Origin of the sequence: Mucilaginibacter sp. OK098 (assembly GCF_900142915.1) — a bacterium.
Taxonomy (GTDB): Bacteria; Bacteroidota; Bacteroidia; order Sphingobacteriales; family Sphingobacteriaceae; genus Mucilaginibacter.
On sequence record NZ_FRCM01000008.1, the window covers coordinates 193,049 to 219,192 of the forward strand.

At 40.5% G+C, this 26,144-nt stretch carries 17 protein-coding genes; 15 read left to right on the forward strand and 2 right to left on the reverse strand.

Features of this window, described 5'->3' with window-relative positions:
- The first annotated feature begins 264 nt into the window (after window positions 1-264).
- From BUE31_RS25210 to BUE31_RS25235, 5 genes are all read left to right on the forward strand, one after another.
- Window positions 265-2,232, forward strand: coding sequence for a M1 family metallopeptidase (locus BUE31_RS25210; RefSeq protein WP_073406637.1), 1,968 nt, complete (start codon window positions 265-267; stop codon window positions 2,230-2,232).
- Between the two features lie 860 nt (window positions 2,233-3,092).
- The gene (locus BUE31_RS25220; protein WP_143167256.1) at window positions 3,093-6,797 is read left to right on the forward strand and encodes a hypothetical protein; all 3,705 of its coding nucleotides are present in this window, start codon (window positions 3,093-3,095) and stop codon (window positions 6,795-6,797) included.
- A 29-nt stretch (window positions 6,798-6,826) separates the two neighbouring features.
- Complete coding sequence (locus tag BUE31_RS25225) at window positions 6,827-10,402, forward strand: DUF6443 domain-containing protein (protein ID WP_073406640.1); 3,576 nt, start codon at window positions 6,827-6,829, stop codon at window positions 10,400-10,402.
- A 15-nt stretch (window positions 10,403-10,417) separates the two neighbouring features.
- Window positions 10,418-10,861, forward strand: coding sequence for a hypothetical protein (locus BUE31_RS25230; protein ID WP_073406641.1), 444 nt, complete (start codon window positions 10,418-10,420; stop codon window positions 10,859-10,861).
- Between the two features lie 520 nt (window positions 10,862-11,381).
- Window positions 11,382-11,747, forward strand: a complete 366-nt coding sequence (locus BUE31_RS25235) for a DUF1304 domain-containing protein (RefSeq protein ID WP_073406642.1) — start codon at window positions 11,382-11,384, stop codon at window positions 11,745-11,747.
- A gap of 147 nt (window positions 11,748-11,894) precedes the next feature.
- Here BUE31_RS25235 and BUE31_RS25240 read toward each other — a convergent pair whose 3' ends face one another.
- Entirely contained in the window at window positions 11,895-12,971 is a 1,077-nt protein-coding gene (locus BUE31_RS25240) for an AAA family ATPase (RefSeq protein ID WP_083620310.1), read from the reverse strand.
- Window positions 12,972-13,560: 589 nt separating this feature from the next.
- Between BUE31_RS25240 and BUE31_RS25245 the strand changes: the two genes are divergently transcribed.
- The 3 genes from BUE31_RS25245 (at window position 13,561) to BUE31_RS25255 (ending at window position 16,858) form a co-directional block, all read left to right on the forward strand.
- A complete protein-coding gene (locus tag BUE31_RS25245; RefSeq protein ID WP_073406643.1) occupies window positions 13,561-15,843 on the forward strand; it encodes an ATP-dependent helicase in 2,283 nt (760 codons plus the stop codon).
- Between the two features lie 160 nt (window positions 15,844-16,003).
- Window positions 16,004-16,372, forward strand: a complete 369-nt coding sequence (locus BUE31_RS25250) for a helix-turn-helix domain-containing protein (protein WP_073406644.1) — start codon at window positions 16,004-16,006, stop codon at window positions 16,370-16,372.
- Between the two features lie 192 nt (window positions 16,373-16,564).
- Entirely contained in the window at window positions 16,565-16,858 is a 294-nt protein-coding gene (locus BUE31_RS25255) for a hypothetical protein (protein WP_073406645.1), read from the forward strand.
- Window positions 16,859-17,038: 180 nt separating this feature from the next.
- On the opposite strand, the gene BUE31_RS25260 is transcribed toward BUE31_RS25255, so the two are convergent.
- The gene (locus tag BUE31_RS25260) at window positions 17,039-18,475 is read right to left on the reverse strand and encodes a tetratricopeptide repeat protein (RefSeq protein ID WP_073406646.1); all 1,437 of its coding nucleotides are present in this window, start codon (window positions 18,473-18,475) and stop codon (window positions 17,039-17,041) included.
- A gap of 561 nt (window positions 18,476-19,036) precedes the next feature.
- Here BUE31_RS25260 and BUE31_RS25265 point away from each other — a divergent pair.
- The 7 genes from BUE31_RS25265 (at window position 19,037) to BUE31_RS31735 (ending at window position 26,028) form a co-directional block, all read left to right on the forward strand.
- The gene (locus tag BUE31_RS25265; protein ID WP_073406647.1) at window positions 19,037-19,528 is read left to right on the forward strand and encodes a hypothetical protein; all 492 of its coding nucleotides are present in this window, start codon (window positions 19,037-19,039) and stop codon (window positions 19,526-19,528) included.
- A 293-nt stretch (window positions 19,529-19,821) separates the two neighbouring features.
- Window positions 19,822-21,195, forward strand: coding sequence for a dipeptidase (locus BUE31_RS25270; protein WP_073406648.1), 1,374 nt, complete (start codon window positions 19,822-19,824; stop codon window positions 21,193-21,195).
- A gap of 263 nt (window positions 21,196-21,458) precedes the next feature.
- Entirely contained in the window at window positions 21,459-22,175 is a 717-nt protein-coding gene (locus BUE31_RS25275) for a DUF4290 domain-containing protein (protein WP_073406649.1), read from the forward strand.
- A gap of 159 nt (window positions 22,176-22,334) precedes the next feature.
- Window positions 22,335-23,642, forward strand: coding sequence for a UDP-N-acetylglucosamine 1-carboxyvinyltransferase (gene murA, locus BUE31_RS25280; protein WP_073406650.1), 1,308 nt, complete (start codon window positions 22,335-22,337; stop codon window positions 23,640-23,642).
- A gap of 129 nt (window positions 23,643-23,771) precedes the next feature.
- Window positions 23,772-25,331 (forward strand): glycosyltransferase family 39 protein, encoded by a 1,560-nt coding sequence (locus BUE31_RS25285; protein ID WP_073406651.1) that lies wholly within the window; start codon window positions 23,772-23,774, stop codon window positions 25,329-25,331.
- A 98-nt stretch (window positions 25,332-25,429) separates the two neighbouring features.
- Window positions 25,430-25,660: a hypothetical protein gene (locus BUE31_RS25290; RefSeq protein ID WP_073406652.1), complete on the forward strand. Its 231-nt coding sequence runs from the start codon at window positions 25,430-25,432 to the stop codon at window positions 25,658-25,660.
- Window positions 25,661-25,662: 2 nt separating this feature from the next.
- Window positions 25,663-26,028 carry a type II toxin-antitoxin system VapC family toxin gene (locus BUE31_RS31735; RefSeq protein ID WP_073406653.1) on the forward strand — a complete coding sequence of 122 codons (366 nt, stop codon included), beginning with the start codon at window positions 25,663-25,665 and terminating at the stop codon, window positions 26,026-26,028.
- The last annotated feature ends 116 nt before the right edge of the window (window positions 26,029-26,144 follow it).

Consider the following 26,144-nt stretch of genomic DNA (forward strand, 5'->3'; position numbering starts at 1 on the left):
CTGCTAAATTGCGAATATTAAATGCTCTTAATTTAATATCAATTGGATTTGATAAAAGTTTTACAAAAGGGGAGAAATTAGTAACATATTCTTCGCTCACGCTCAGAATCTTCAACAAACAACACCAACAAAGGTGAAAACTCAATCAACCACTCACTCAATCAACCTAATCAACTTTCTCCCCCTCTGTATCATCCATCTTACAAATTATCAAATTCATAATTTATTTAACTAATTTGGCCCCGAAATTATCAAAATACAAAAATGCGCTTTACAAAACTTACTAATTACCTGGGTGCACTTGGTTTGCTCCTTGTTGCAGGATCAGCATCGGCACAAACCGATTCTATAAAATATAATCACCTGGATGTATTCGGACCTATTACCTGGCCTGTAACCGGCGATGGCACCCGCTCGGCAAGCGGACAGCCCGGCGAACACTACTGGCAAAACCGTGCCGACTACTTAATAAAGGCATCGTTAAACGAAACCCCACAGGATACTACCGTAACCGGCGAAGTAACTATTTCATATACCAACAACAGCCCGGACAATCTCGACCACTTATGGCTGCAGCTTGATCAGAATTTATTTAAACCAGATTCACGCGGTGGCGCTACTACGCCTATCGGCGGCGACAGGTTTGATGTTAAAGGTTTTAGTCGTGGTGGCTATCATATCGAATCGGTATCGATAACTTATAAAGGGCAGACCTATAAAACAACGCCTGTTATTACTGATGCCCGGATGCAGATCAGGCTAAATACGCCTATGGGGCCTAAAGGCGAAAAGATCCAGGTTAAAGTAAACTACAGCTTTTCTATTCCATTTTATGGTGCCGACCGGATGGGCCGCAAAAAATTCAAAGACGGCTACGTTTATGAGATAGCGGAATGGTATCCGCGCATGTGTGTTTATGACGATGTGGAAGGCTGGAACACCCTGCCTTATATGGGATTAGGTGAGTTTTATTGCGAATACGGCGATTTTGATTATTACATAACTGCCCCCGCAAACATGACTGTTGTAGGATCAGGCGATTTGCTGAATGCATCGCAGGTTTTAAGTGACATCCAGCAAAAAAGGCTGGAAGAGATGCGCAAAAGCGATAAAACCGTTATGATAATTAAGCCCGAGGAAGTTGGCCAGGCCGCTACACATCCTTTTAAAGGCTCATTAACCTGGCATTATAAAATGCTGAACACCCGCGATATTGCATGGGCAGCCTCAACCGCTTTTATTTGGGATGGCGCAAAAGTTAACCTGCCGTCGGGTCGCAAATGCATTGCCATGAGCGCTTACCCTGCCGAAAGCGCTGGCGATGATTCATGGGGACGTTCTACCGAATATCTTAAAAACAGCATCGAGATCTATTCAGGCAAATATTTTGAGTATCCATGGACCTCCGCCGTAAACGTATCGGGCGTTGCTTTGGGTATGGAATATCCGGGCGCTATTTTTTGTTTGAGCGATCTGAAAAAAGGCGGACTTTGGGGTGATGTAACGCACGAGATCGGTCACAACTGGTTCCCTATGATAGTTGGTTCAAATGAGCGTAAATATATGTGGATGGATGAAGGCTTTAACACCTTTATAAACCAATACTCTACAGAGAAATTTAATAACGGCGAATATTTTGACAGTAAAGCCAGGCCATCAAACGGCATTGCCCGCTTTATGGCAAGAGCAACAGATCCGTTGATGGCTGCTCCTGAAGCTATGGGGTTGAATGACTACGGTCAGTATTATAATAAAACCTCGTTAGGTTTAGATATATTGCGTAATGTGGTATTAGGTCCTGATCGTTTTGATTATGCCTTTAACGAGTACATTAAGCACTGGGCATTTAAACACCCGCTGCCGTATGATTTTTTCCGCACCATGAATGATGCTTCAGGCGAGGACCTGAACTGGTTCTTCAAGCCGTGGTTCTTTACCACTGATAAGCTTGACCAGGCTATACAATCGGTTACTTATGTAAAAGATAATGCGGCAAACGGCGCTTTAATTACCCTGGTTAACAAAGAAAAAATGGCCATGCCGGTTGATCTGAAGATCACCCAAACCAATGGCAAAACCGAAATCCTGCACCTGCCGGTAAACGTATGGCAACGCGGCGGCGTTTGGAAATTTATTTATCCTTCAACAGTTGCAATTCAATCAATAGAAGTTGATCCTGACAGGCAATTGCCTGATGTTGACAGAAAGAATAATGTTTGGGGAGCAAAGTAATTGATTTCGGAAGTCGGATTTTTTCACTGTTGTTTGTTTTCAGTGGTGTTCAAGAAGGCTTCGCCGTTTCGATTTCGGAATTATTGAGTTGATATTTATTGAAAAGACCCGCTTTGAGAAAGGCGGGTCTTTTTTTGTTTATTGGGACGCAGAACCGCTTTCAATGTAAACATATTATAAACAGCACAATAAGTTTCTGCTTGTAATTTATAATTGAATATTTTTTAATTATCTTCCTCAAACAATTTCGTAGGCATAACGATATCCATGACTAACCCTTACACAATGAAAAACAAATCCTTAAAACCGGCATCGGCATTTACCTGCATTTACAGCCATTTAGAAAATTATTTGCTCCTGTTTAACCAAAGCATAGGGGATTAGTAATTGCCAAAAACCCATCCATATAATCTGATCAATACCCCCAAAAACCATCATTATATGAAAGCTTTTTTAGTAATAGCTACCGCATTTTTAGTATTTACAATAACCTATAAGGCACAATGAAAAACTTCGGGTACCAGCATTATTCTCCTTTCTGCAAATCCTGGTTATAACGTTGGCATAGGAACGGGAGCGCCAAATGTAAAATTGGAAACACAGGCCACTACTGAACAATTGTGCATATCCTATTATGCTAGATAAAAACCACCATTTACCTAATGTGGCCGCCGCTGCCGAAATTAAAAAGAACGGCATTAACCCGGGTGAAATGAATAAGGTGTTGGTGCAAAAGCTGACGCTTTATTTGATAGAGAAGGACAAAAAGGAAAAAGATCAAGCCTCACAACTCAAATTATTAAAAAATCAACTAAATAAACTTAGTCAAAAGTTCAGTTACAAAATAAAACATCTAAATAATGACAAAGCAAAAATTACTATTCTTAATTATTTTCAATTTAGTGAATTTGAAACTTTTTGCGCAAGTACAGCAGCAATCTGATGCAACAAACGTTTTACCTTCACGTCATTTAATCACAGTAGGAAGCCCTTCTCCAACGGCGGCAGGTTTGGGAGTTTATTCTAATTATCCGGTAGCCGATTTTACTGGCACTCCTAAAATTAACATTCCCCTATATGAAATTAATGAAGGGGGGTATAAACTCCCGATATCATTTAGTTATAACGCATCAGGCATTAAGGTTAACGATATAGCCAGCTGGGTAGGGTTAGGATGGAGTTTAAATGCTGGTGGCGTAATTACCCGTAATACTATGGGCGGTGCTGATGATGTTAGTAATGCTTTATTAGGACAAATCCCAAATCCGATCCCAGGTGTAAATTTAGATGCAAATAATGATTTTTACGCTTGGGCCTATTCTGCTGGGCCAGGAGTTAACGGTTTTTTGTATTCTAATTATAAAGGAGGAGTATATGGTAATAATTCAAAGGATAAATCATGGAACACCAATGATAAATCCTGGGCCTTGTCCTATATGCGCTATCAAGGTATAGATACGGAACCTGACGTTTTTCATTTTAATTTTAATGACCATGTTGGAAAATTTGTTTTTGACCAGGGCACAGGCGGTATGTTGAACTTCGCAGGGGCCGGAAATCACAAGGCATTGCTTATTCCTTACCAGGATGTTAAAATAGAATATAGTTTCAGCGGTATAACAAACCCGAGCGTTCCATCGAATGCAGGAAGTTCCTATTGGATAAAATCTTTCACGATCACCGATGAGGATGGTAACAAATATTTTTTCGACCAGCAGGAATACACCTCAACTATCAGTCATTTCTCACCGTTCTTTGATCCGATTACACAGCCGCATGACAGTTATCCGGGCAGTGATTATTTTACCTCATGGTATTTGACAAGGATAACAACAGTATTGGGCAAAACAATTAATTTCACTTATGCTGGTGAGAATTATGTTACCGATTTTCCGATAGGCCTTGAATGCCGCGGCTTCAATATCAGTAATTATGCAACGGAATACACCAACACCATAGGCAGAAATACAGTTTATGGCAAAAGGCTGACAAGTATTGAGGGAGATGATTTTAAAGTTTATTTTGACGCTAACCAATCCCGTCTGGATTTAATAGGGTCAAGCGCTTTAACCGGTATCCGGATCTATTCTAAAGATGCCGCCGGTACCCAAACCATCATTAAACAATTTGCATTAACCTATCATTATTTACAAAGTCTTATAGACCATAATCTCGACTATAATCCAAATGCCCCTACGACCCTAAGCGATCCTGCCGCACACGGCGACCCGAATAAAAGGCTGATGCTGGATCAAATAACCGAATTAGGGTCTGATGGGGTTTTATCAAAAAAACCTTATTTATTCTCTTATAACAATGATATCCCGCTACCCAACCGCTTTTCTGCTCAGGAAGATATATGGGGCAATTTCAATAATAACGGAAGTTATAGTAAAATACCAACCATTTACATATATACTACGGGATTTTCCGGTCGTAAGAGATTTGCTGTTTATAACATCGACAACACCCCGCCAAAGTTTACTATTCCGGGAGCTGACCGTTCTACCAATGCCGCAGCAATAATATCCGGCACGATCAATCAAATTACCTATCCAACGGGCGGAACAACCTCTTTTCAATTTGAACCCAACACTTTTTTTGATGCAGGGGAAAACAGGACAGGAGGTGGGCTCCGACTAAAACAATCTACCACATATGATGGCATAAGCCATGTCAACGATATTATAAAACAATATTCCTATTTGCAAACGGCCAACCCGTCTCTTTCAAGTGGAGCTCTTTTTAATCTTCCGGTTTATGCCTATGCTGAAAACTTCTTCCGTTATTGGCCGGGAACTCCTAACACAGGACCAGGAATAGATTCAGAATTTGATCCAAACAGGATAGATTATTACAACCATAACCTTGTAATAGGAAATGTACCGCAATATTCGATGAGTGGATTTGACGGCGTAAATGTAGGATACTCTGAAATAACTGAAACTGCAAGCGGGAATGGTAAAACGATACGAAAGTATAGCACACCGGGGAGGTATGGAGACACCCAGGATACCGGGAGTGGCTGTGATCCTAATGTGGTTGGTTATTGTGATGGTTTGTTCAGTACACCTTCAGGAGTTATTTCTAAAGTAATCATGAACTGTTATGGTACTTTTAACGTTGACAATACCTATACTCCGGATCTGGACGGTATGGATAATAGTTCTTATACTTTACCACTTGCGCCAAGTTTAAACTATGAATGGAACAGGGGATTGCTAATGTCAGAAGTTCATTACAATCAAAATGGCAATCCGGTAACGGAAGAAAATAACACCTATAATATATATACCCCTCAAAACATTGGACCAGCTTATGTCTATGGCATAAGAAACCGCTTAGTAAGCAATTATCATTTCCAGATATCCTCCTGTAATTACATACAATACGAATGGTTTTATCCGAATTATAATCTATATTCCGAATATCCTACGATAGGCAATATTGCCAAACAATTGTCCGGAAAGACAACAAAAATCTACAACAGCGACAATCCATTGTCCTATGTAATCAAAAACACAACTATCACCTATTCTCCTAATTGTCTTAAACCCAATTTTATTGAAAGTACAAATAGTAAAGGGGAATTAATTGATCGATATATTACATATCCGCTTGATTATAAAAATATTTTTGCAAATGCTGGAAATACAAGTGCCCTGGCCATCTACAATTTACAATCGCAGCATATAGTTAACCCGATTATTGAGGATTATACTACTAAGAAAAATGCAAACGGAACAAATCCTCAGCTCATTGCGGGGTACCTAACCACCTACAAAGCCAATCAACCACTGGCGGATACTATTTTCCGTATTGAGTCTGTAATTCCTATAGCCAACTATTTGCCGGCGGGGATAAGTAATGGTGGAATAACAAAAAATCAAAATTACAAACCCTTTTTATCGTTTGATGCTTATGATCTCCATGGAAACATATTGCAGCAGCATACAATGGGAGGCACTAATCAAGCCTATATTTGGGATTATAATGGCCAGTATCCTATAGCTAAAGTAACCAATGCAGTATCTGCGGATATTGCGTATACCTCGTTCGAGGCTGATGGCAGCGGTGGTTGGAATTTAACAAAGTCGGCAATTTTGGCTGATGCAACTGCTCCGACAGGCACCAAATGTTACGATTTAAGCAGTGCACATATTAACGACAATCATCTAAATTCGGGAAAAACTTATATTATTTCTTATTGGATTAAAAATCAGGTTACAGCACTTGGGTTAACTAATGGCTCGTCTTATCTTACTTCTAACATAGTTGTTAAAGGACAAACGGTAAACGGATGGACTTATTTCAAACACATTATTTCAGGAACAGGTATGGTGCAGTTCGTTGGCAGCTGCCTAATCGATGAATTAAGGCTTTACCCTTCCGATGCTCAAATGGAAACATATACTTATGCTCCCATTACGGGCTTAACCAGTATGACGGATGCCAAGAATCAGACCACTTATTATGAGTATGATAATTTACAGCGTTTGATCAATATAAAAGATAAAGACGGAAACATCATCAAACACACGGATTATCATTACCAGGGCCAGTAAACTTAGTATCAACCACCTATCTTATCAATATGTTTAACATAACTATTAATATAAAAAGCAGGCTGAAGTTTTCGATGGCGGTATTTATGCTGCTTCTTCCGGCTTTGAGCTTAAAGGCACAGTTAGTGGGGCCAACAATGACAGGCACACCTGCAGCAGGTTCTTATTACAATTACAGCAGTATAACGCTGACCGACTTCGGCTTTACGGCCAGCGCGGGAAACAGCCTTCAGCTGTATATAGCCAACCCTGACTGCCAGCTGCTAAGCACGGCAGCGAGTGCCAACCGGAACTATATTCTTACCTCCGTTCCAAGGACGGCAATAACTGATCAGAATAGCCTGGCCGGGCGGGGCACTTGCGACCTAATGCAGACGGTGCAATACATTGATGGCCTGGGCCGCCCCCTGCAAACGATACAGGTAAAAGGCTCCCCATTAGGCAATGATATTGTACAGTCCATTGCATATGACCAATATGGACGTAAAGCACAAAAATACCTGCCCTACGCAGCAACCACAAATGATGGGAGCTTCAAAGCAGATGCATTTACTCCGGGAGCAGGCGTATCAAAATTTTACAACCCAACCGGCAATGGTGTCAGTGGCACACAACAGGTAAACGGCATCGTAGTAAACCCGTTGCCATTTGCACAAACCGGCTTTGAGCCATCTCCATTGAACAGGGTTATTGAACAAGGTGCACCCGGGACGCCGTGGCAAGTAGTTACAGGGGGTACAGGCCATACCGTCAAAATAACATATACCAATAACAATGGAAATTCCTATACGGCCGACCCGGTAAACGGCAGTAAAGCAGCGTTATACAATGTAACTATAAATGCTGCCGATCAGAGCCGTATGTTGGTACCCAACGGCTACTATACCGCAGGAATGCTATATGTAACCATTACTAAAGATGAGAACTGGGTGAGCGGCAGAGCAGGTACCACAGAGGAATATAAGGATGAAGATGGGCGCGCGGTTTTAAAGCGTGTTTATAGCGCTGATTCCGCACAGCCGGTACTAAGCACCTACTACGTATATGACGATTTGGGTAACCTGGCCTTTATACTGCCCCCCGCAGCAAACGGTGACGCAGCAGCAACCATAAGCCAGCCTACACTGGATAATTATTGCTACCAGTACCGCTATGACGGCCGTAACCGGCTGACAGAAAAAAAGATCCCCGGCAAGGGCTGGGAGTTTATGGTGTATAACGCACTCGACCAGATAACCTTTACACAGGATGCTAACCAGCGCAGCCAAAACCCGCAGGTTTGGACTTATATGCAATATGATGCGATGGGCAGAGAGGTCATAACAGGAATTTGGTCATCATTAGGAGCTACAGGAAGTGCTGCCGATCCAAACATTTCCACACCCAGCCGTGTGCTTGAACAATGGCTGGTTAACTGGCAGGCGGGTCAAACAATCCTATGGTTAACCAGGGATAACAGTACAGCAACTGGTTATGCAGCAATCAACCCACAAGGCACCTTATTAACTGTTAACTATTATGATGATTACAACTTCCCTGGTAACCCATATACAAGTTTTACCGGTTCATTAATCCCTCCTACCGGCCTGTTAACCGGCACTAAAACGGCGATATTAAATTCAGACGGCACAATCGGATCAATGTTGTGGGGGGTACATGGTTATGATGGCTTTGGGAGAGAGACATTAACCATAAAACAGCATTACCAGGGTGGGCAGCCAGCGTATAACACCGGCAATTATGACATTACCACTAGCACTTATAATTTTGATAATCAAATTGCCCATACCTCCCGGGCTCATATTGTATCACCTGGCAGCACACCTAAAATTGGTATTGGAACACAATATTATTATGATCACATGGGCAGGCAGACCCAAATATGGAAAGTAGTATGGGACGAATCCCTGACTCAACCAGGCGGTACGTTGATTAGCCAGGCGGATTACAATGAAATAGGACAGTTAAAAACCAAGCACCTTCACAGCGAAAACAGCGGATCAAGCTTTTTGCAGGATGTGCCTTACACTTACAATGAACGCGGCTGGATTAGCGCAGCAGGTGCAAGCAGTAACCTGTTCAGTTTCGGCCTGAGATACAATAGCCCTGATGCAGGTGTAACACCTGAATTTAACGGAAATATTTCCGAGATGTTATATTTAGGAGTACACAGCGGCAGTAAAAGCTTTAATTATACTTATGATCCTTTAAACCGTTTAACGGATGCCGCTTCAACAAGTAACCTGCTAAATGAGCACATTGGTTACAATATGATGGGGAATATCACAGCATTGACCCGAACAGGCGGCAGCCCTGCAGTTTTGGCTTACATCTATTATAATGGCAACCAAAGCAATCAGCTGCAAACCGTAACCAATAACGGGACTGCCTACAAAAGCTATACTTATGATAACAATGGCAATGCCACTTCAGACGGAAATACGGTTAGTAAAACTATCAATTATAATTTACTGAATTTGCCCAGAACAGTAACCAATGGAGCCACACCCCTTGCCTCTTATACCTACGATGCAACAGGCCACAAACTACAGAATACTGGCAGTGACGGAACGTGGGATTATATTGACGGGATAGTGGTTAATAATTTCAGTGGTACTATTACCCAGTTTGTGCAAACCGAAGAAGGTAGAGCGGTGCTCCAGGGCACCACTTATCATTATGAATATAACCTGAAAGATCATCTGGGCAATGTAAGGGCAAGTTTTGATAAAGACCCCACAACCGGGAATGCAAGGGAAATACAGGAAGACGAATATTATTCATTTGGTTTAAGAAAAACAGGTGGCTACGATTTTTCGAATCATAACCGTTTTCTTTATAATGGAAAGGAGGTTCAGACTGATTTAACTAATCAGTACGATTATGGCGCAAGGTTCTATGATCCGGTGGTAGGAAGATGGGCAACAGTTGATCCACATGCAAGTAGTTACGTTTCAATATCTCCGTACAGTTACGTAAGTAGTAATCCAATAACTTCAATTGATCCCGATGGCAGAGACTTAATCGTACTTAATGCTACCTCACATGTATTTGGGGCAGGCCATGCAGCTGTATTAATTGGTAATTCAAAAACTGGATATAAATATTACGCTAAAAATGGTACTACAAAAAATTTCGGAACCCATGGTAAATCTGATGTTAGCCCTGAAAAAGGTGCAAAGGTTTTTAAAACGCTAAAGGATTTTGAAAATAGTCAAGAAAACAAACGTGATGGCCCCTACGATCGAACTTATGAGATTAAAACAGATGAAGCAACGGATAAAAAAATGGAAGCGGCGGCTAAAGAAGCTGTAGAAAGCGATTACAATGTTTTAGATCAGAGCTGTATAGATGTCGCTTCCGATGCACTAAGTGCAGGGAAGTTGGATCCCGGATATGATAAGTCATATAATCCTGAAATGGACATGGACCGAATAACTATGAGTAGAATACCTAATTGGAGATTTGATAGTATAGTTAGAAATAATCCAGGAGGACACCTAAGAGTTTTTGTTGAAGGCGCTCCTAAAAAGGAAAGAAAAGGAACAGTGACAGCAGAACCTCTATCAAAACCTACTTTTTTACCTAATGACCCTCCAAAATAAAATCAATAAAGTTATATGAAACTAAAGAGAGCAAAGCTTATTAGCTTATTAATATTTATGTTATTGTTAAGTGTAACTGGAGGACACTTCTTACCTCCGTTTGGAGTTTTGTTTTCTCCCATTATAATGTCGTTAATGACTTATTTAATTCTATTTACACATAACAGTTTCAAAATACTCGCAAAATCAGTTTTGTCTTACTTATGTATAGGACTTAATGACGTTGGGATCAAACTTTTTGCTGGAGGTGTACATGATTTTGAAGGAATGGGATTTGTACATTTATTACTTTTTATCGGCTTAGCACCATGCCTGGTTATGTTGCTAATGGCTGTTAAAAGTGACGAGCACTCTAACAAGTGGATTAAAGTACTTAGTATTGTTGTATTTATATTATTGATTTACATTCATATTCAATTATTTCAAACATTAGGTATTGTAAAATCCCGCTATATTTAGTTTGCTCCGGTGCTGTCGCAAGTTTGTTGTTTTAAGCCCTCCTACTGCCACAAGGGCTTTTTGAGGCTCCCCTGCCAACAAGCGCAATAGCCTGCAGGACAAATAACCCGCAGGCTATTGCGCCAGGCGCCATGGGAAACAGCGAGTTCACTGATTAAAGGATTAAGGAATGGTAGCATAAAGAATGCAATCATTCTACTGTTAAGTTTGCAAGAGGGAATTGGCTCGATAAAGGTCCTGTATGAGGAACATTTGTTGGTGAAGTATTACAATTAGGCTTCGCAGAGGCTGACTTTGCAAAAGTGAGTGAGATTAGTGAGTTGAGTAGGCTTGAAGAAGCCGCCGCTAAGGGAGTATCGAAGTTTACAGGGTCAATTTTCCGTAAGAATCTAATTAAAGAAACCGGAATAAGCCCAGGCTGCAACCGAACGACTGTGGAAAAGGGCAATTTACAGCTCAATAATATTTTGCATAATGTTTAAGATTTAGCATAATTTTATAAAAATCAATTTAAACCACCATGAAACTTATCGCGTTAATATTAATAGCCCTGGTTGCAATTGAACATATTTATATTTTATGGATAGAGATGTTTGCATGGACAACCAAAGGCCGGAAAACTTTTAAAAGCTTCCCGGCAGAACTATTTGAGCCAACCCGAACGCTTGCCGCTAACCAGGGGCTTTACAATGGCTTTTTGGCGGCAGGCTTAATATGGTCGTTGCTGATTGGTGATCCTGTATGGGCTAAAAATGTGGCGATGTTCTTTTTGGGCTGCGTGATAGTTGCCGGTTTGTATGGAGGATTAACAGCCGGAAAAGCCATCCTGGTTAAACAAATGCTCCCCGCTGCCATAGCTTTGGGTGCGGTGTTGGTTTGGATGTAGATTGATCATCTTGTTTGTATGGGGAGAGATATCCAACCATCCTCCGGCATGGATATGCAGCCGAACGGAGGATGATTGGAAGAATATAAGTATAAAGTTGTTTGTTTGTAGGCCCCCTCCCTCACCGGTAAACAAACAAACAAAACCTTATCCCTTTTTATTGGCTGCTTTTAAAAGCCAGTCTACCTTGCCAAGGGTGATGCCCAGCTTATCAGCAATTTCGCGCAGGGTAAGGCCCTGCAGCCGCAGATTAACCACGTCCTCTATGTGTTCACTTTTTACAGGCGCCTTTAATTTGCGAAGGTGATCAAGCTCATTACCATAGTTTACAAATTCGTATTGCAAAAAATTAAAAGGCTTGCTGATCCGGCACACGCAGATGTTATCATACCCGTAAACCTGCTCAGTATTGCGCTGTTTTATCTGCTTTAAATAACGCAAGCCTTTATCCTGGGTACTCTCGCCAATGGTAAAGGCGCTATCGCAAAAGTTCATCAGCATTTTACTGCCCTGCAGGTCGTTAAGCGTTATTTGCTGGGTTAGGTCGCGCTTTGGGGTATGCGCCAGCACCAGCATCGAAAGATCGTATTTCTTCTTTAAATTCTTTAATTGCTTCATCAGCGGCAGCGCATCCTTGGCCTGCTCGGTTTCGTTGCGCAGGTAGGTAAGGTTATCAACTATAATAACTTTTACTTTGCTTTGCACAATGGCACGTTCAAGGCCGGCAATAAGGTATTCATCAAAGTCTTTAAACCCTTCGGGCACCTCGTTATCCATATTCATCTCGGCCCGGTAAAAATCAGGCTTAAAAATATAATGGTCTTTATAACCGGCAGAATAACGCGCCTCAAACTGCTTATCAGTAAGCTCAAAATCGCAGTATAATACAGGCTGTGGCGCTGCCTCAAGCTCAAAAGGCGGCATACAGTTGCCTGAACTTATACCATTGCCAATTTGTACGGCAAGTATTGATTTGCCCAGGTTACTATCTGCAAAAAGGATACACAGCTCTCCCTGGTACCAAAACTTACCAAAAAGCATTTTGGGAACAGGCCTGCCGCTTGCCAGCCTGAGACAATTATTTATTGATTGCACCTGAATCAGGTCTTTAGGGTCTGATTGTACCGGGTTTAATTGCTCCGGGAAAGGTTCAAGCTGTTCAAAGGTTTTAACGTGGGTTATTTCGCATGCTTGATTGTTTTGTTGTTGATTGTTTTGTTGCATAATTATGTGTGTTTATTATTTTAATTGATGGTGATCTGCTGCTTCACAGATCTTAATACAAGCTACTGCCCCGGAAAATTGAGGGCGCCCGTCATTTGGTAAATACGCCATACACTGCGTTTTTACGGCGACCCGGCAAAATGATATTTTAGAAAACACTCCCCTTTAACCACTTTAACCATAAAGGGCCTGTATCCCCCTTCATCAGGAAGACCTTGTATTATTTTTACACTGTGTTTTGTTTGTTTACCGGGACCAGCCTCTACCTACACACAAACAAGATGTGGTTAAGGTTGCGGCTGTACTGAATCTGCCTGATGTTGTTTGTTTGTTTAGCGGGGATGGGGAGTACCTACAAACAAACAACATACACTGCTCTCAGGAAACTGAACAGTACAAATATACAGATAAATCTTTAATAATAAAGAATATTTTGTAAATAAATTCTAAGCTATACAAAAAGAGCAAACACCCGGAACTATGAAGTATTCCTAACCGCCATAAACAAACAGCATCCAAATTCCGAAATTCATTTCCTCCTTTCGCCTCAAAATCCTAATTTCGCCTTTGCAGAAAAGAGGAACAGAATTTGGATTATTTACAGGGATTAAACCCCGAACAAAGGGCAGCAGTTGAACAGATAAACGGACCGGTAATGATAGTTGCCGGTGCAGGATCGGGCAAAACACGGGTTATTACTTTCCGGGTGGCACACCTGGTCAATAAGGGTGTTGACGCGTTTAACATCCTGGTGCTAACGTTTACCAATAAGGCCGCACGCGAAATGCGCGACCGGATCACCAAAATTGTAGGTCCGGATGCCAAAAATATCTGGATGGGTACCTTTCACTCTGTTTTTGCAAAGCTGCTGCGCATTGAGGCCGAGAAAATTGGCTATCCCAGCAACTTCACCATTTATGATACCGACGACAGCAAGAGCTTGTTAAGGGCCATTATAAAAGAAATGAACCTTGACGATAAGCTGTATAGCGCAAACATTGCGCTTAACCGTATTTCGGCTGCTAAAAATAACCTGGTATCGTGGATGGAATACCAGAAGAACGACCAGATCCAGGCGGATGATATCGCAACCAGGAGGCCTATGTTAGGCCTTATCTATCAAAACTACGCTACCCGCTGCTACCGTGCCGGGGCAATGGATTTTGACGATCTGCTTTACAAAACCAACGAACTGCTTAAACTGCACCCTGAAGTACTGAACAAATACCAGCACAAGTTTAAATACCTGATGGTTGATGAGTACCAGGATACTAACTTTTCGCAGTACCTTATTGTAAAAAAACTGGCCGCGGTTAATGAGAACATTTGCGTGGTTGGTGACGATGCACAAAGTATCTATGCTTTCCGTGGCGCCAATATCCAGAACATCCTGAATTTTGAGAAGGATTACCCGGATCTGAAAATATTTAAGCTGGAGCAAAACTACCGGTCGACCCAAAATATTGTAAATATAGCCAACAGCATTATCGCCAATAATAAGGATCAGCTTAAAAAACGGGTATTCAGCGAAAAAGAAACCGGCGACAAAATTAAAGTGATGCGCGCCTTTAGCGATAACGAAGAAGGCAAGCTGGTTGCTGAGGATATTATGCAGCAACGGAGTACAAAGGGCATGAAATGGCATGACTTTGCCATCCTTTACCGTACCAACGCGCAATCGCGCTCAATGGAAGAGGCGTTGCGTAAGCTGGGCACTCCTTATAAAATATACGGTGGCCTATCTTTTTATCAGCGTAAAGAAATAAAGGATCTGATAGCTTATTTCAGGATCACTTTTAACCCTAACGATGAGGAAGCTATAAAGCGGGTGATCAACTATCCGCGTCGTGGCATTGGCGACACCACCGTCGACCATATTATTGTTAGCGCCGATAAAAACCAGGTCACACCTTTCGAAGTGATCATCAATGCGTCTCAATACCTTGACGGACGAACAGCAGGCAAGGTTAGCATGTTTGCTACCCTGATCCAGAGCTTCCAGGTGATCACTAAGAACCTGTCGGCTTACGAGGCTGCGCTACATATTGCCCAGCATTCGGGTTTGTTGAAGGACCTTTATGAGGATAAATCTGTAGAGGGGCTTAACCGCTATGAAAATATCCAGGAGCTGCTAAACGGGATAAAAGAGTTTTCTGAACGGGAGGATATAGAAGAAAAAGGCCTGGACGTTTTTATGCAGGATATAGCGTTGTTAACCAATGACGATAATGATAAAAATAAGGACGCCGATACGGTTTCGTTAATGACCATCCACTCTTCAAAAGGACTTGAGTTTCCGCACGTGTATGTTGTTGGGTTGGAAGAAAACTTGTTTCCATCGCAAATGTCGCTTAATTCGCGCAGTGATTTGGAGGAGGAACGCCGCTTGTTTTACGTGGCTACCACCCGCGCCGAAACCAAATTAACTATAAGCTACGCAACCAGTCGTTTTAAATTCGGAACGCTGATAAGCTGTGAGCCGAGTCGCTTTCTAGATGAGATTGATGCACAATACCTGGAACTTGATTTTACGGCAAAACCGGTTAGTAGCAATAATCCCTTCTTTGATGATGAACGCAGCGCATGGACCAGCAAAAGCAGCAGTGATACCTTTTCAAAGCCTAAGCCGCCGCCAACAGTAAAAACAACCTCGATATTAGCCAAAGCACACGTGCCTACAGCCGGCTTCGCTCCTTCTGATACCTCGAACCTGCAGGTTGGTATGGAAGTTGAACATGAAAGGTTTGGGTTTGGCAAGGTATTAACCCTGGAAGGGAATAAACCCGATGTGAAAGCAACCATCTTTTTTAAAGAGATAGGCCAAAAACAATTGCTTTTAAAGTTTGCCAAGCTACGAATAGTTAACAATTAAGCAAGTTTTTTCCTATTTCTGTAGAAAACATTCCACACATTTCCCGATAATACATTTATTAATTCTACAGCAAATGCATTTTGCCCATTAATTAACATGGCATAGAGTTTGTCTATACTATTACATCCCTAATGTAATTTAAACTTTTGATTAAACGATTATGACAGACAATCTAAAAAAGAAGACCAACAAATCAGTTGGAAAAAACATCCGCACCATACGCCACCAGCGTGGCTGGAGCCAGGAAGATGTTGCAAACCGTTTAGGGATTTCTATTCCTGCTTTTTCTAAAATTGAAACAGGAGTTACGGATATTAATTTATCACGTTTGGAACAAATTGCAAATATTTACGAAATCAATGTGGTTAACCTGTTAGCATTGGATGCTGAAGATATTGAGCCGCAGGTTTCACATCTGAATATTGCTCAAAAGAAGATCATTGATCGCGAAGCTGAAATTGCAAACCTGCAGCGTAAAGTTATCCTGCTTTATGAAGAATTAAGAAACAGGATCCCTGCGATGGTTTAATTTCCACCCGATTGTTCAATAAATATGACACTATTGTCTAAACATTTGGATATTTGGCACGTATAGATATTTATCTTTTTTAGTAAATCAATTATAATTCCCCTATAATATACTTAAAAACCAATCAGGGCTAATGCGTTGGTTGGTTTTGGAGTAAAAATTGCAACATGGCAGGCGAACAACTTACTAGCTATGCCAAATTATTTATTATCAATTTCAAAGACTGAGGCTTTACAGGATGGAACCATCCACGACCCCAAAAGCAAATTAAAAGTTAAGGTATTTGATCTTTTAAAATCACGGTTCACCCCAAGCTCCGGAGAGAAAATATTTTTTGTAACTGCAGGCGATGAAACGCTGGCATTTGAAACTAAAGGCTACAAAAAGCATCGTGAACTACTAATTCTTCAAATGATAGCATGGTATTGTTTGTACCTGGGGCTAATTGAGGCTCAAATTCATACAAGCTGGCCGTTAGCCATGTAGGTGTGAGGAAGTTGATAGCCGATGGACCATAGTCCATGGTATTTATTGAGCAGAGCGCGCTAACTTACTTTCAACTACAGTCCATGGCCAATGGACTATGGTGTTCATGGGTATTTATTAAGAAAACGCTCCGACCTGCTTTCCACTACAGTCCATGGTCTATCGACTATGGACTATCGACTAAAGACTAGTCTTCACCGGATCGTGTAACATATCGCTCATCTCAATTATTTTATTATCAATTTCACCCACACACTTGTTCATCATTTTGATACACTCGGCCTGATCAACCAGGCCCTCTTTTTCGAGGTTCATTAAGCCCTTAAGCGTAGCTATAGGCCCACGGATTTGGTGTGACAGATAAGAGGAGTATTCGGATAGTTTTTTGTTTTTTACCTGCAGATCCTTTGTTCTTTCATCAATAATTTCTTCCAGGTGATGATTGATCCGGTCGAGGTTATCTTTTTGTCTTGAAACTTCGGCGTTAAGGTTTGTAAGCTGCTCATTAGTTTTTGCTTTACGTTTTACGTTGCTGATTAATAAGCCAACCAATACCATGAGCAAACCTGCAACTATTGCCACCCCCCAAAACTTTACCAGATCATATTTCTGGCGCTCCAATAAAAATTCATTTTCTTTTTGACGCGCCTGCTGCTTAACCTGCTCAAGCTTTACATTTATTTGCGTTTTGGAGTTTTCTTTATATATAACGCTGTCTTTATGATAAATATCTTTCAAAATATAAACAGCGGCTTTATAATTTTTCCTTTTCAGCTCCAGCTGATAGCTGGTAAATATAAAATCTGATTCTATTACATCGTTTTTAATTATCCGGGCACAGGTTAATCCTTCCCGTATTGATCTTTCAGCTTCCTTAAACTTATTTTGAGCGATGTAAATATCGGCAAAGGTAAGATCTATACTTGCAACTGTTATATTTAAATCCAGTTGCTTTGCCTCCCTGTTTGCTTCTAATAGCAGTCGTTCCGCTTTATCATACTGATTGAGGTTATAATACATTACCCCTTTGTTTTGCAAACATTGGATCAGGTTTACGGTATCTTTTAAAGCAGCATAAAGTACATTACTTTTATCATAATAATTTAATGCCTGGGTGAAACTATTTTTCCGATAATAAACGTTACCTATATTTAAATATATTGGGGCGATTAGTTTATTATCAGACAATTTTTTCGCTATTACCAGGGCTTTTTGAAAATACTCTAATGACAGATCGTAATCATTATCCCTGTATAAATTTCCAATGCCATTATATACTTTTCCTTCACTTCGCAGATCTTTGATTTTTTGAAAAAAGTCAAGCGCAACTAAAAAATTATCTATCGATTTTAAAGGCTGATTTAAATAATAATACCCTATCCCCATCACCCTGTACGATTCGCCAATGCCTGGTTTATAATTTAACTTCTGCGCAATCGCCAGTGCTTTTGTGGCGTTCGAAACGGTTTGGTCAGGATTATTCATGCGGTTATCAAAACCCTGTTTATTCAGTTTGATAACCGTATTAGTGTCTTGCGCCATACCCTGCCCGTAACCTTTAATTAAAGTACAAATTGCAAGTAAACAAAACCATATAAGTATGAAGGCTTTTTTCATTAAGACATTATTACGGTTAAAGGTCTGGTAAGGTTATACTAATTTACTATAATTTGATTTATTATCTACGGTATTAATAACTTAATTAATAATTTATTTTGTTTATTGAAAAATATTTATTAAGTTTGAGCCTGATAAATTATTGGAAGACCAATAAGTTAATTTTGACATGTGATTTCTTGATGAACTAAAGTAGGTTTGGTGTATTTTTATGCTTCAACCTTTATCATCGGCATTTCGTTATTCACCGTTAACTTTCTGACAATAAGCAATTTAAATAGTACTATAAAAAAGATAAAGATAATTTACACCTATCTTATTTTTAGTTGAAGTTTTTAAAAAAATAAGGAAATAATGTCCCTTACAGCTTTAGCAGTTAACCTGCAGCTGTTGTTTCACCAGGCACAAAACAGGCTGAAATGAAACTTTAAACGGTATTTAGAAGCACTTATACGCAATACTTTTAAAAAAGATACACAGTAATATTAATTAATTGCAAAACTTAAACTGAATAACTGGTTCAAATATTTTTTATATAAGTAATATCATTTAACACTCAACATGAAAAAAGTACTATTCTGTGCAGTAGTCCTTTTAAGTTCAGCAGCGCTCTCAACCTCTGCTCAAACTTTAAAGGGTAACCCAACTGCAGTAACTTTAGCTGACAAACACACGGTTGGTAGCGGCGATTTGGCTGACAAACATACTGTAGGCAGCGGCGACTTGTATGACAAACATACTGTAGGTAGCGGCGATCTTGCAGACAAACACACTGTAGGCAGTGGCGACTTGTATGACAAACATACTGTAGGTAGCGGCGACCTTGCAGACAAACACACTGTAGGCAGTGGCGACCTTTATGACAAACATACTGTAGGTAGCGGTGACCTTGCAGACAAACACACTGTAGGCAGCGGCGACTTGTATGACAAACATACTGTAGGTAGCGGTGACCTTGCAGATAAACACACTGTAGGTAGCGGCGACCTTGCTGATAATACTGTTGACAGTGCTGATTTAACTGATAAACACACTGTAGGTAGTGGTGACTAAATTTATTACTTGTATGCTCAACTGATTAAAGTTTTCAGTTGAGCATATAAATTTTTTCTAAAAACGAACCTCTCCGGTTCTTTTTTTTTGCCCCCATACGGGGCCTTTATACCATTCTCATTTCTCTGTCTGCATTTCCAGGGCTAACAACTTGATTATTCTTTTCCCGTTTAGCCGGGTTATAATTTTAATTATGCATTATTAAAACCTCGTTAATTCCATGTTTAAAACGTTCTCGTAATTGCCTGTATTTCTCAAAAAACAAACCCTATATTTGCTCCAAATTGATAGTTATGCAGCTTATAAAAGAGTATGTTGAACAGCACAAAGAACGTTTACTGGAAGAATTGTTTGCCCTTCTTCGTTTTCCTTCCGTTAGTGCCGACCCTAAATATAAACCCGAAGTATTAAAAACTGCTGAATTTGTAGCTGATAAATTGCGTGATTCGGGAGCGGATAATGTTGAAATTTGCCAAACTGCCGGATATCCTATTGTATATGGTGAAAAAATAATCGATTCATCAAAACCTACGGTATTGGTATATGGCCACTATGATGTGCAGCCGCCAGATCCGCTGGAACTTTGGAAAACGCCACCATTTGAACCTACCGTTCGCGATGGCAAGATCTATGCCCGCGGTGCTTGTGACGATAAAGGCCAGTTCTATATGCACGTAAAAGCATTTGAATTAATGATGCAAACCAATACCTTACCCTGCAACATCAAATTTATGATTGAAGGCGAAGAGGAAGTAGGCTCATCAAACCTGGGTATATTTGTAAAGCAAAACAAAAACAGGCTAAAGGCTGATGTTGTATTAATTTCAGATACATCCATGATCAGCATGGAGAACCCCTCGCTTGAGACAGGCTTACGTGGCCTATCATACCTTGAAGTTGAAGTAACCGGGCCAAACCGCGATCTGCATTCAGGTGTTTATGGCGGCGCTGTTGCGAATCCCGCAACTATACTGGCCAAAATGATAGCTTCACTGCATGATGAAAACAATCATATCACCATCCCCGGCTTTTATGATAAAGTAATTGAATTGACCAATGCCGAACGAAAGGCATTAAATGATGCGCCATATAACGAGGATGCGTATAAAAAAGACCTGGAAGTTGATGAGCTATGGGGCGAAAAAGGATTCAGCACCCTTGAACGTACCGGCACCCGCCCTACCCTTGAGGTAAACGGCATTTGGGGTGGCTATATTGGCGAAGGCGCTAAAACCGTATTACCGTCAAAGGCATTCGCGAAAATATCAATGAGGCTGGTACCCAACCAGGTATCAGACGAGATCACCCAATTGTTTACAGCTCATTTTGAAAAGATAGCCCCGCATTCAGTAAAAATTAAAGTTACCCCGCATCATGGTGGCGAGCCTGTTGTAACACCAACAGATAGCATAGCTTATAAAGCAGCACAAAAAGCAATAAAGGAATCATTTGGTAAAGATCCTATCCCAACCCGCGGTGGTGGCAGCATCCCTATTGTAGCCCTGTTTGAGGCCGAACTTGGTCTTAAAACCGTATTAATGGGATTTGGTCTTGACAGCGATGCCCTCCACTCCCCTAACGAAAAATACGATATCTTTAATTACTATAAAGGCATTGAAACCATTCCACTGTTTCATAAGTATTTTGCGGAGTTAAGTGGGGAGTAGTCCGAAAGTCGGGAAAGTCCGGAAGTCCGAAAGAAATGAGGGAGACTGCCTAGCTGCTGTCTAAAATACTTTTTTACTTTCGGACTTTACTGACTTTCGGACTTCCGGACTACAAATATTTGCAATTCCACACAAATGCCTTATATTTGCGTTGCTACATTCAGGTAGTGTTCAACTTTAGCCTCTAATTCCTACTCTAACCGGGAAAAATGTCTGTGCTAATTTTAAAAATCTTCGCAAATTAATTAACCGGCTTAAAAACTATGCCTCAAGAATTTGATTATAACTCAACCAGGAATAAGTTAATCCTGTCTGAATATGGCCGCAACGTACAAAATATGGTAAAATATATTGTTGCGCTGCCTACAAAAGAAGAACGTAACCGCTATGCACAGGTTGTGATAGACCTGATGGGGTTTTTAAACCCGCACCTGCGCGATGTTGCCGATTTTAAACATAAACTGTGGGATCACCTGCACATCATCTCTGATTTTCAGATTGATGTAGATTCACCGTATCCCAAACCATCTCCGGAGGCTATCCACCTAAAACCGGAACCATTAAAATATCCTCATCAGCGGATAAAATACAAGCACTATGGTAAAACCATTGAGCTGATGATAGAGAAAGCCAAAAGCATTGAAGATCCCGACCGTAAACGCCATATGACACAGGCGGTTGCTAATTTTATGAAAATGGCCTACGTGCAATGGAACAAAGATTCTGTTACTGACGAAAGTATCTTAAACGACCTTTATAATTTATCAGGCGGCCAGTTAAAACTGGAAGAAAACATTAACCTTAACAGGGTTGAATATCGCGCAAATCCGCATAGCAGCAGCACCAATAATAATAACCGCGGACGTACCAACAACAATCAAAATAACCGCGGACGTACTAATAACAACAATAACCCGCGTAACAACAACAATAATAATCAAAATCGTAACCGTAATAGCGGCGGTCCGAAAAAGTATTAAATTGTTGATGGTTCATAGTTAATGGTTCATAGCAAAAGACTGTGAAACATAGATAATATCTATAGTAATAAATGATTGATCTGCATAAATAACAGAAGTATATATTTGCAGCTGCCATGAACTATGAACCATCAACTATGAACCATTAACAAACTACCTATGAGTAACGCATTTGAAATAATTGGCGGCACACCATTAAAAGGCGAAATAATACCACAGGGTGCAAAGAACGAGGCATTACAAATTCTTTCTGCTGTACTTTTAACAAGTCAAAAAATAACCATCAGTAATATTCCCGATATAAAAGATGTTAACAAGCTGATAGAATTACTGGGGGATATGGGCGTTATTGTTGAACAACTGGCACCCGATACCTATAGTTTTGAAGCAAAAAACATCGATCTGGACTTCTTCCTATCTGATGCTTTTAAAGAAAAAGGCGGTGGCTTGCGTGGCTCGATCATGATTGTAGGCCCGCTTTTGGCACGTTTTGGTAAGGCATCAATTCCCAAACCAGGCGGCGATAAAATTGGCCGCAGGCGTTTGGATACACACTTCCTGGGCTTTGAAAAACTTGGCGCCAGGTTCGATTACGATCCTTCAAACGGATTTTTTAACGTAGATGCCTCCAATTTAAAAGGCACTTATATTTTATTGGATGAAGCATCAGTAACAGGTACGGCCAATATTGTAATGGCTGCAGTGCTTGCAAAAGGTGTTACTACCCTATATAATGCGGCCTGCGAACCTTATTTACAGCAATTATGCAAAATGCTTAACCGCATGGGTGCAAAAATCAGCGGCATAGGTTCTAATCTGCTAACTATTGAAGGTGTTACCGAGCTTGGCGGAACAGAACACCGTTTGCTGCCGGATATGATCGAGATAGGTTCATTTATCGGGCTGGCAGCAATGACAGAGTCTGAGATCACCATCAAGAATGTATGTTATAATGAATTAGGCATGATTCCCGATGTGTTCAGACGCTTGGGCATCAAGCTGGAGCTTAGGGGTGATGATATTTACATCCCTGCTCAAAAACATTATGAAATAGAGACATTTATTGATGGATCTATCATGACCATTGCCGATTCTCCATGGCCGGGCTTTACCCCCGACTTATTAAGTATTTGCCTGGTCGTTGCTATCCAGGCCAAAGGGTCAGTGCTGATCCACCAAAAAATGTTCGAGAGCCGCCTGTTCTTTGTAGATAAGTTACTGGACATGGGCGCACAGATAATTTTATGCGATCCGCACCGTGCAACTGTTATCGGTCTTGATAAACAGGTTCAATTACGCGGCATCTCTATGACTTCTCCTGATATTCGTGCCGGTGTATCCCTGCTTATAGCAGCATTATCGGCTCAAGGCAAATCCACCATTTATAACATTGAGCAAATAGAACGCGGCTATCAGCATATTGATAAGCGCCTGATAGCTTTGGGAGCAAATATTAAGAGGATTTGAGGAAGTCCGAAAGACCGGAAGTCAGTAAAGTCCGAAAGAAAGATTTGCGAAAAAAGTTCTTTCGGACTTCCGGACTTTACCGACTTTCGGACTAAATATCTACCTTTATCACAAAGCCACTTATAAAATATGCCATACCAAAACCGGAGATCAACGTATGCCCCCTTTATACTGATCTTTGTTGCTGTTAAAATTGGGTTAAATTTATTGGCAATAGCACATTTTGGTTTTCACCGGGATGAATTGCTGCACCTTGTTTTAGCCGATCATTTGGATTGGGGCTACAAAGAGGTCCCGCCGTTTATTGCATTGCTGGCAAAAATAAGCGCAGTTGCATTTGGCAATTCGGTTTTTGCAGCCCGTATTTTCCCTACTATCTGCAGCGGGCTCATTATTTGGTTTACCGGTTTAATTACCGTTGAATTTGGCGGACGCAGGTTTGCTATTGCCCTTGCCTGCCTGGCCCTGATATTTTCTCCTGCTTTTGCTGCCAGCGGATACCTTTTTCAGCCTGTGGTTTTTGACCAGCTTTGGTGGGTATTGGCTGTTTGGCTGCTTACCAAATATTGCAATACCCCGGCTGTTAAATATTTGTACCTGCTTGGGGTAGTGGTAGGCCTTGGCTTGCTCACCAAATATACCATGGCATTTTTTACTTTTGCTTTAATTATTGGCCTGGTATTCAGTAAAAATCGCAAGCTGCTGCTAAACAGACATATAATTGGAGCTGCAATGTTAGCCCTGCTTATATTTTTACCTAATTTAATCTGGCAGTTGCAGCATCATTTGCCCGTAATAACCCACATGAAAGCTTTACGGGAGGAGCAGCTGGACTTTATAAAACCATCAGATTTTATTAAGCAGGAACTTTTAGTAAACGGGGTAGCCTTGTTTGTTTGGCTAACAGGTTTTGTATTTCTGCTATTTTCATTCAGGCTCCATAAATTTCAATTCCTGGCTGTTGCGTTTGTTTTAATATTTACTTTTTTGTTGATAATGAACGGCAAAAGCTACTACCTGTTTGGCGCCTACCCCATGTTGTTTGCTGCAGGTGGTTTTGGTTTTGAACGATGGTTAAAAACTTCGGGTTATGCACTGCGCAGTTTGGTAATTGCTCTACTTACCGTTCCAAATTTGTTACTATTTCCGTTGGTACTGCCTGTTTTACCGTTAAACCAAACTTTGGCTATATTTAACTTTGCACACAACAACCTACATTTTTTAAGCTTTGCTACCCGGTGGGAAGACCATAAGCAACACGCTACAACGCAGGATTATGGTGATATGTTCGGCTGGGATGAAATGACTGCCAGTGTAGTTAAAGCCTGGAACAGCCTAACACCTGAGCAACAAAAGCACACTCAGATTTATGCGGATAACTATGGTGAGGCTGGTGCTATCCATCACTTTGGCAAACAATATAATTTACCTGAAGTGATTTCCCTAAACAGTAGCTTTACTTTATGGGCACCTGATAACCTTAACGCCCAGTATATCATTTATGTTGATGATCAGGGCGGCGGAAATATTAAAACGTTTGCTTCACATCTTGAAAGCTATCATAAAGTTGGCGAAGTTAAAAACCCGCTTGCTGTTGAAAAAAGAACTGGCATATTTATCCTGGTACACCCCGGACCTGAATTAAACGAAAGATACAGGAAGGAACTCGCTGAAAAAAGATTGAAATAGGTTGGAATGTGCGGATGTACATATTTGAAAATTGGTTGATTTGAGGATTTGAATAGTTATTTTGTATTTTTGTATATGTTCTTAATTCTGTAAAATTTATGGAGCTTATTTTAAAAACCAATAATGAAAGCAGTATTGCAAAAATCATTGCTTTAGCTAAAAAGTTGAATATTACTATTGAGCAAAGAGGCAAAGTTGTTGAAAGTGAAAAGGAAGAATTAGGTAAACGCATTCTTAATTTCAAAGCAAAGGAAACTTCTTCATTTGGAGATGCGGTAGAATGGCAGCGCAATGAAAGACAGGATCGTAACCTTCCCTTTTCAAAATAGTTATGTTTCTTATAGATAGCAACATCATAATATACTCCTATTCAAATCAATACGAATACTTAAGAAGCTTATTTTTTAAAGAATCGGTTTTTGTTTCTGAGATTACCCGGGTAGAAGTACTTGGATATCATAAATTAACCAATGAAGAAGAAAGCTACTTTCAGGACATATTCAATTTTATTCCTATTATTTCTCCTTCTCCTAAAATTTTCGACACCTCGATAAGTATTAGGAAAGCCTATAACTTAAAATTAGCTGATAGTATTATTGCTGCAACAGCTTTGGTTCATAATCTATCAATATATACGAGGAACATAAGTGACTTTGAAAAGACAGCACCAATAAGTTGTGTTAATCCAATAATTTAAAGTCATTTACCATGCCCATGTGGTATTTAGGTTTAATAAGGTATTTATAAATCTTATCGTAGACGCGATGCTTCGCGTCTTAAATATTCAAATCAATTCCACACATTTATAGCGGT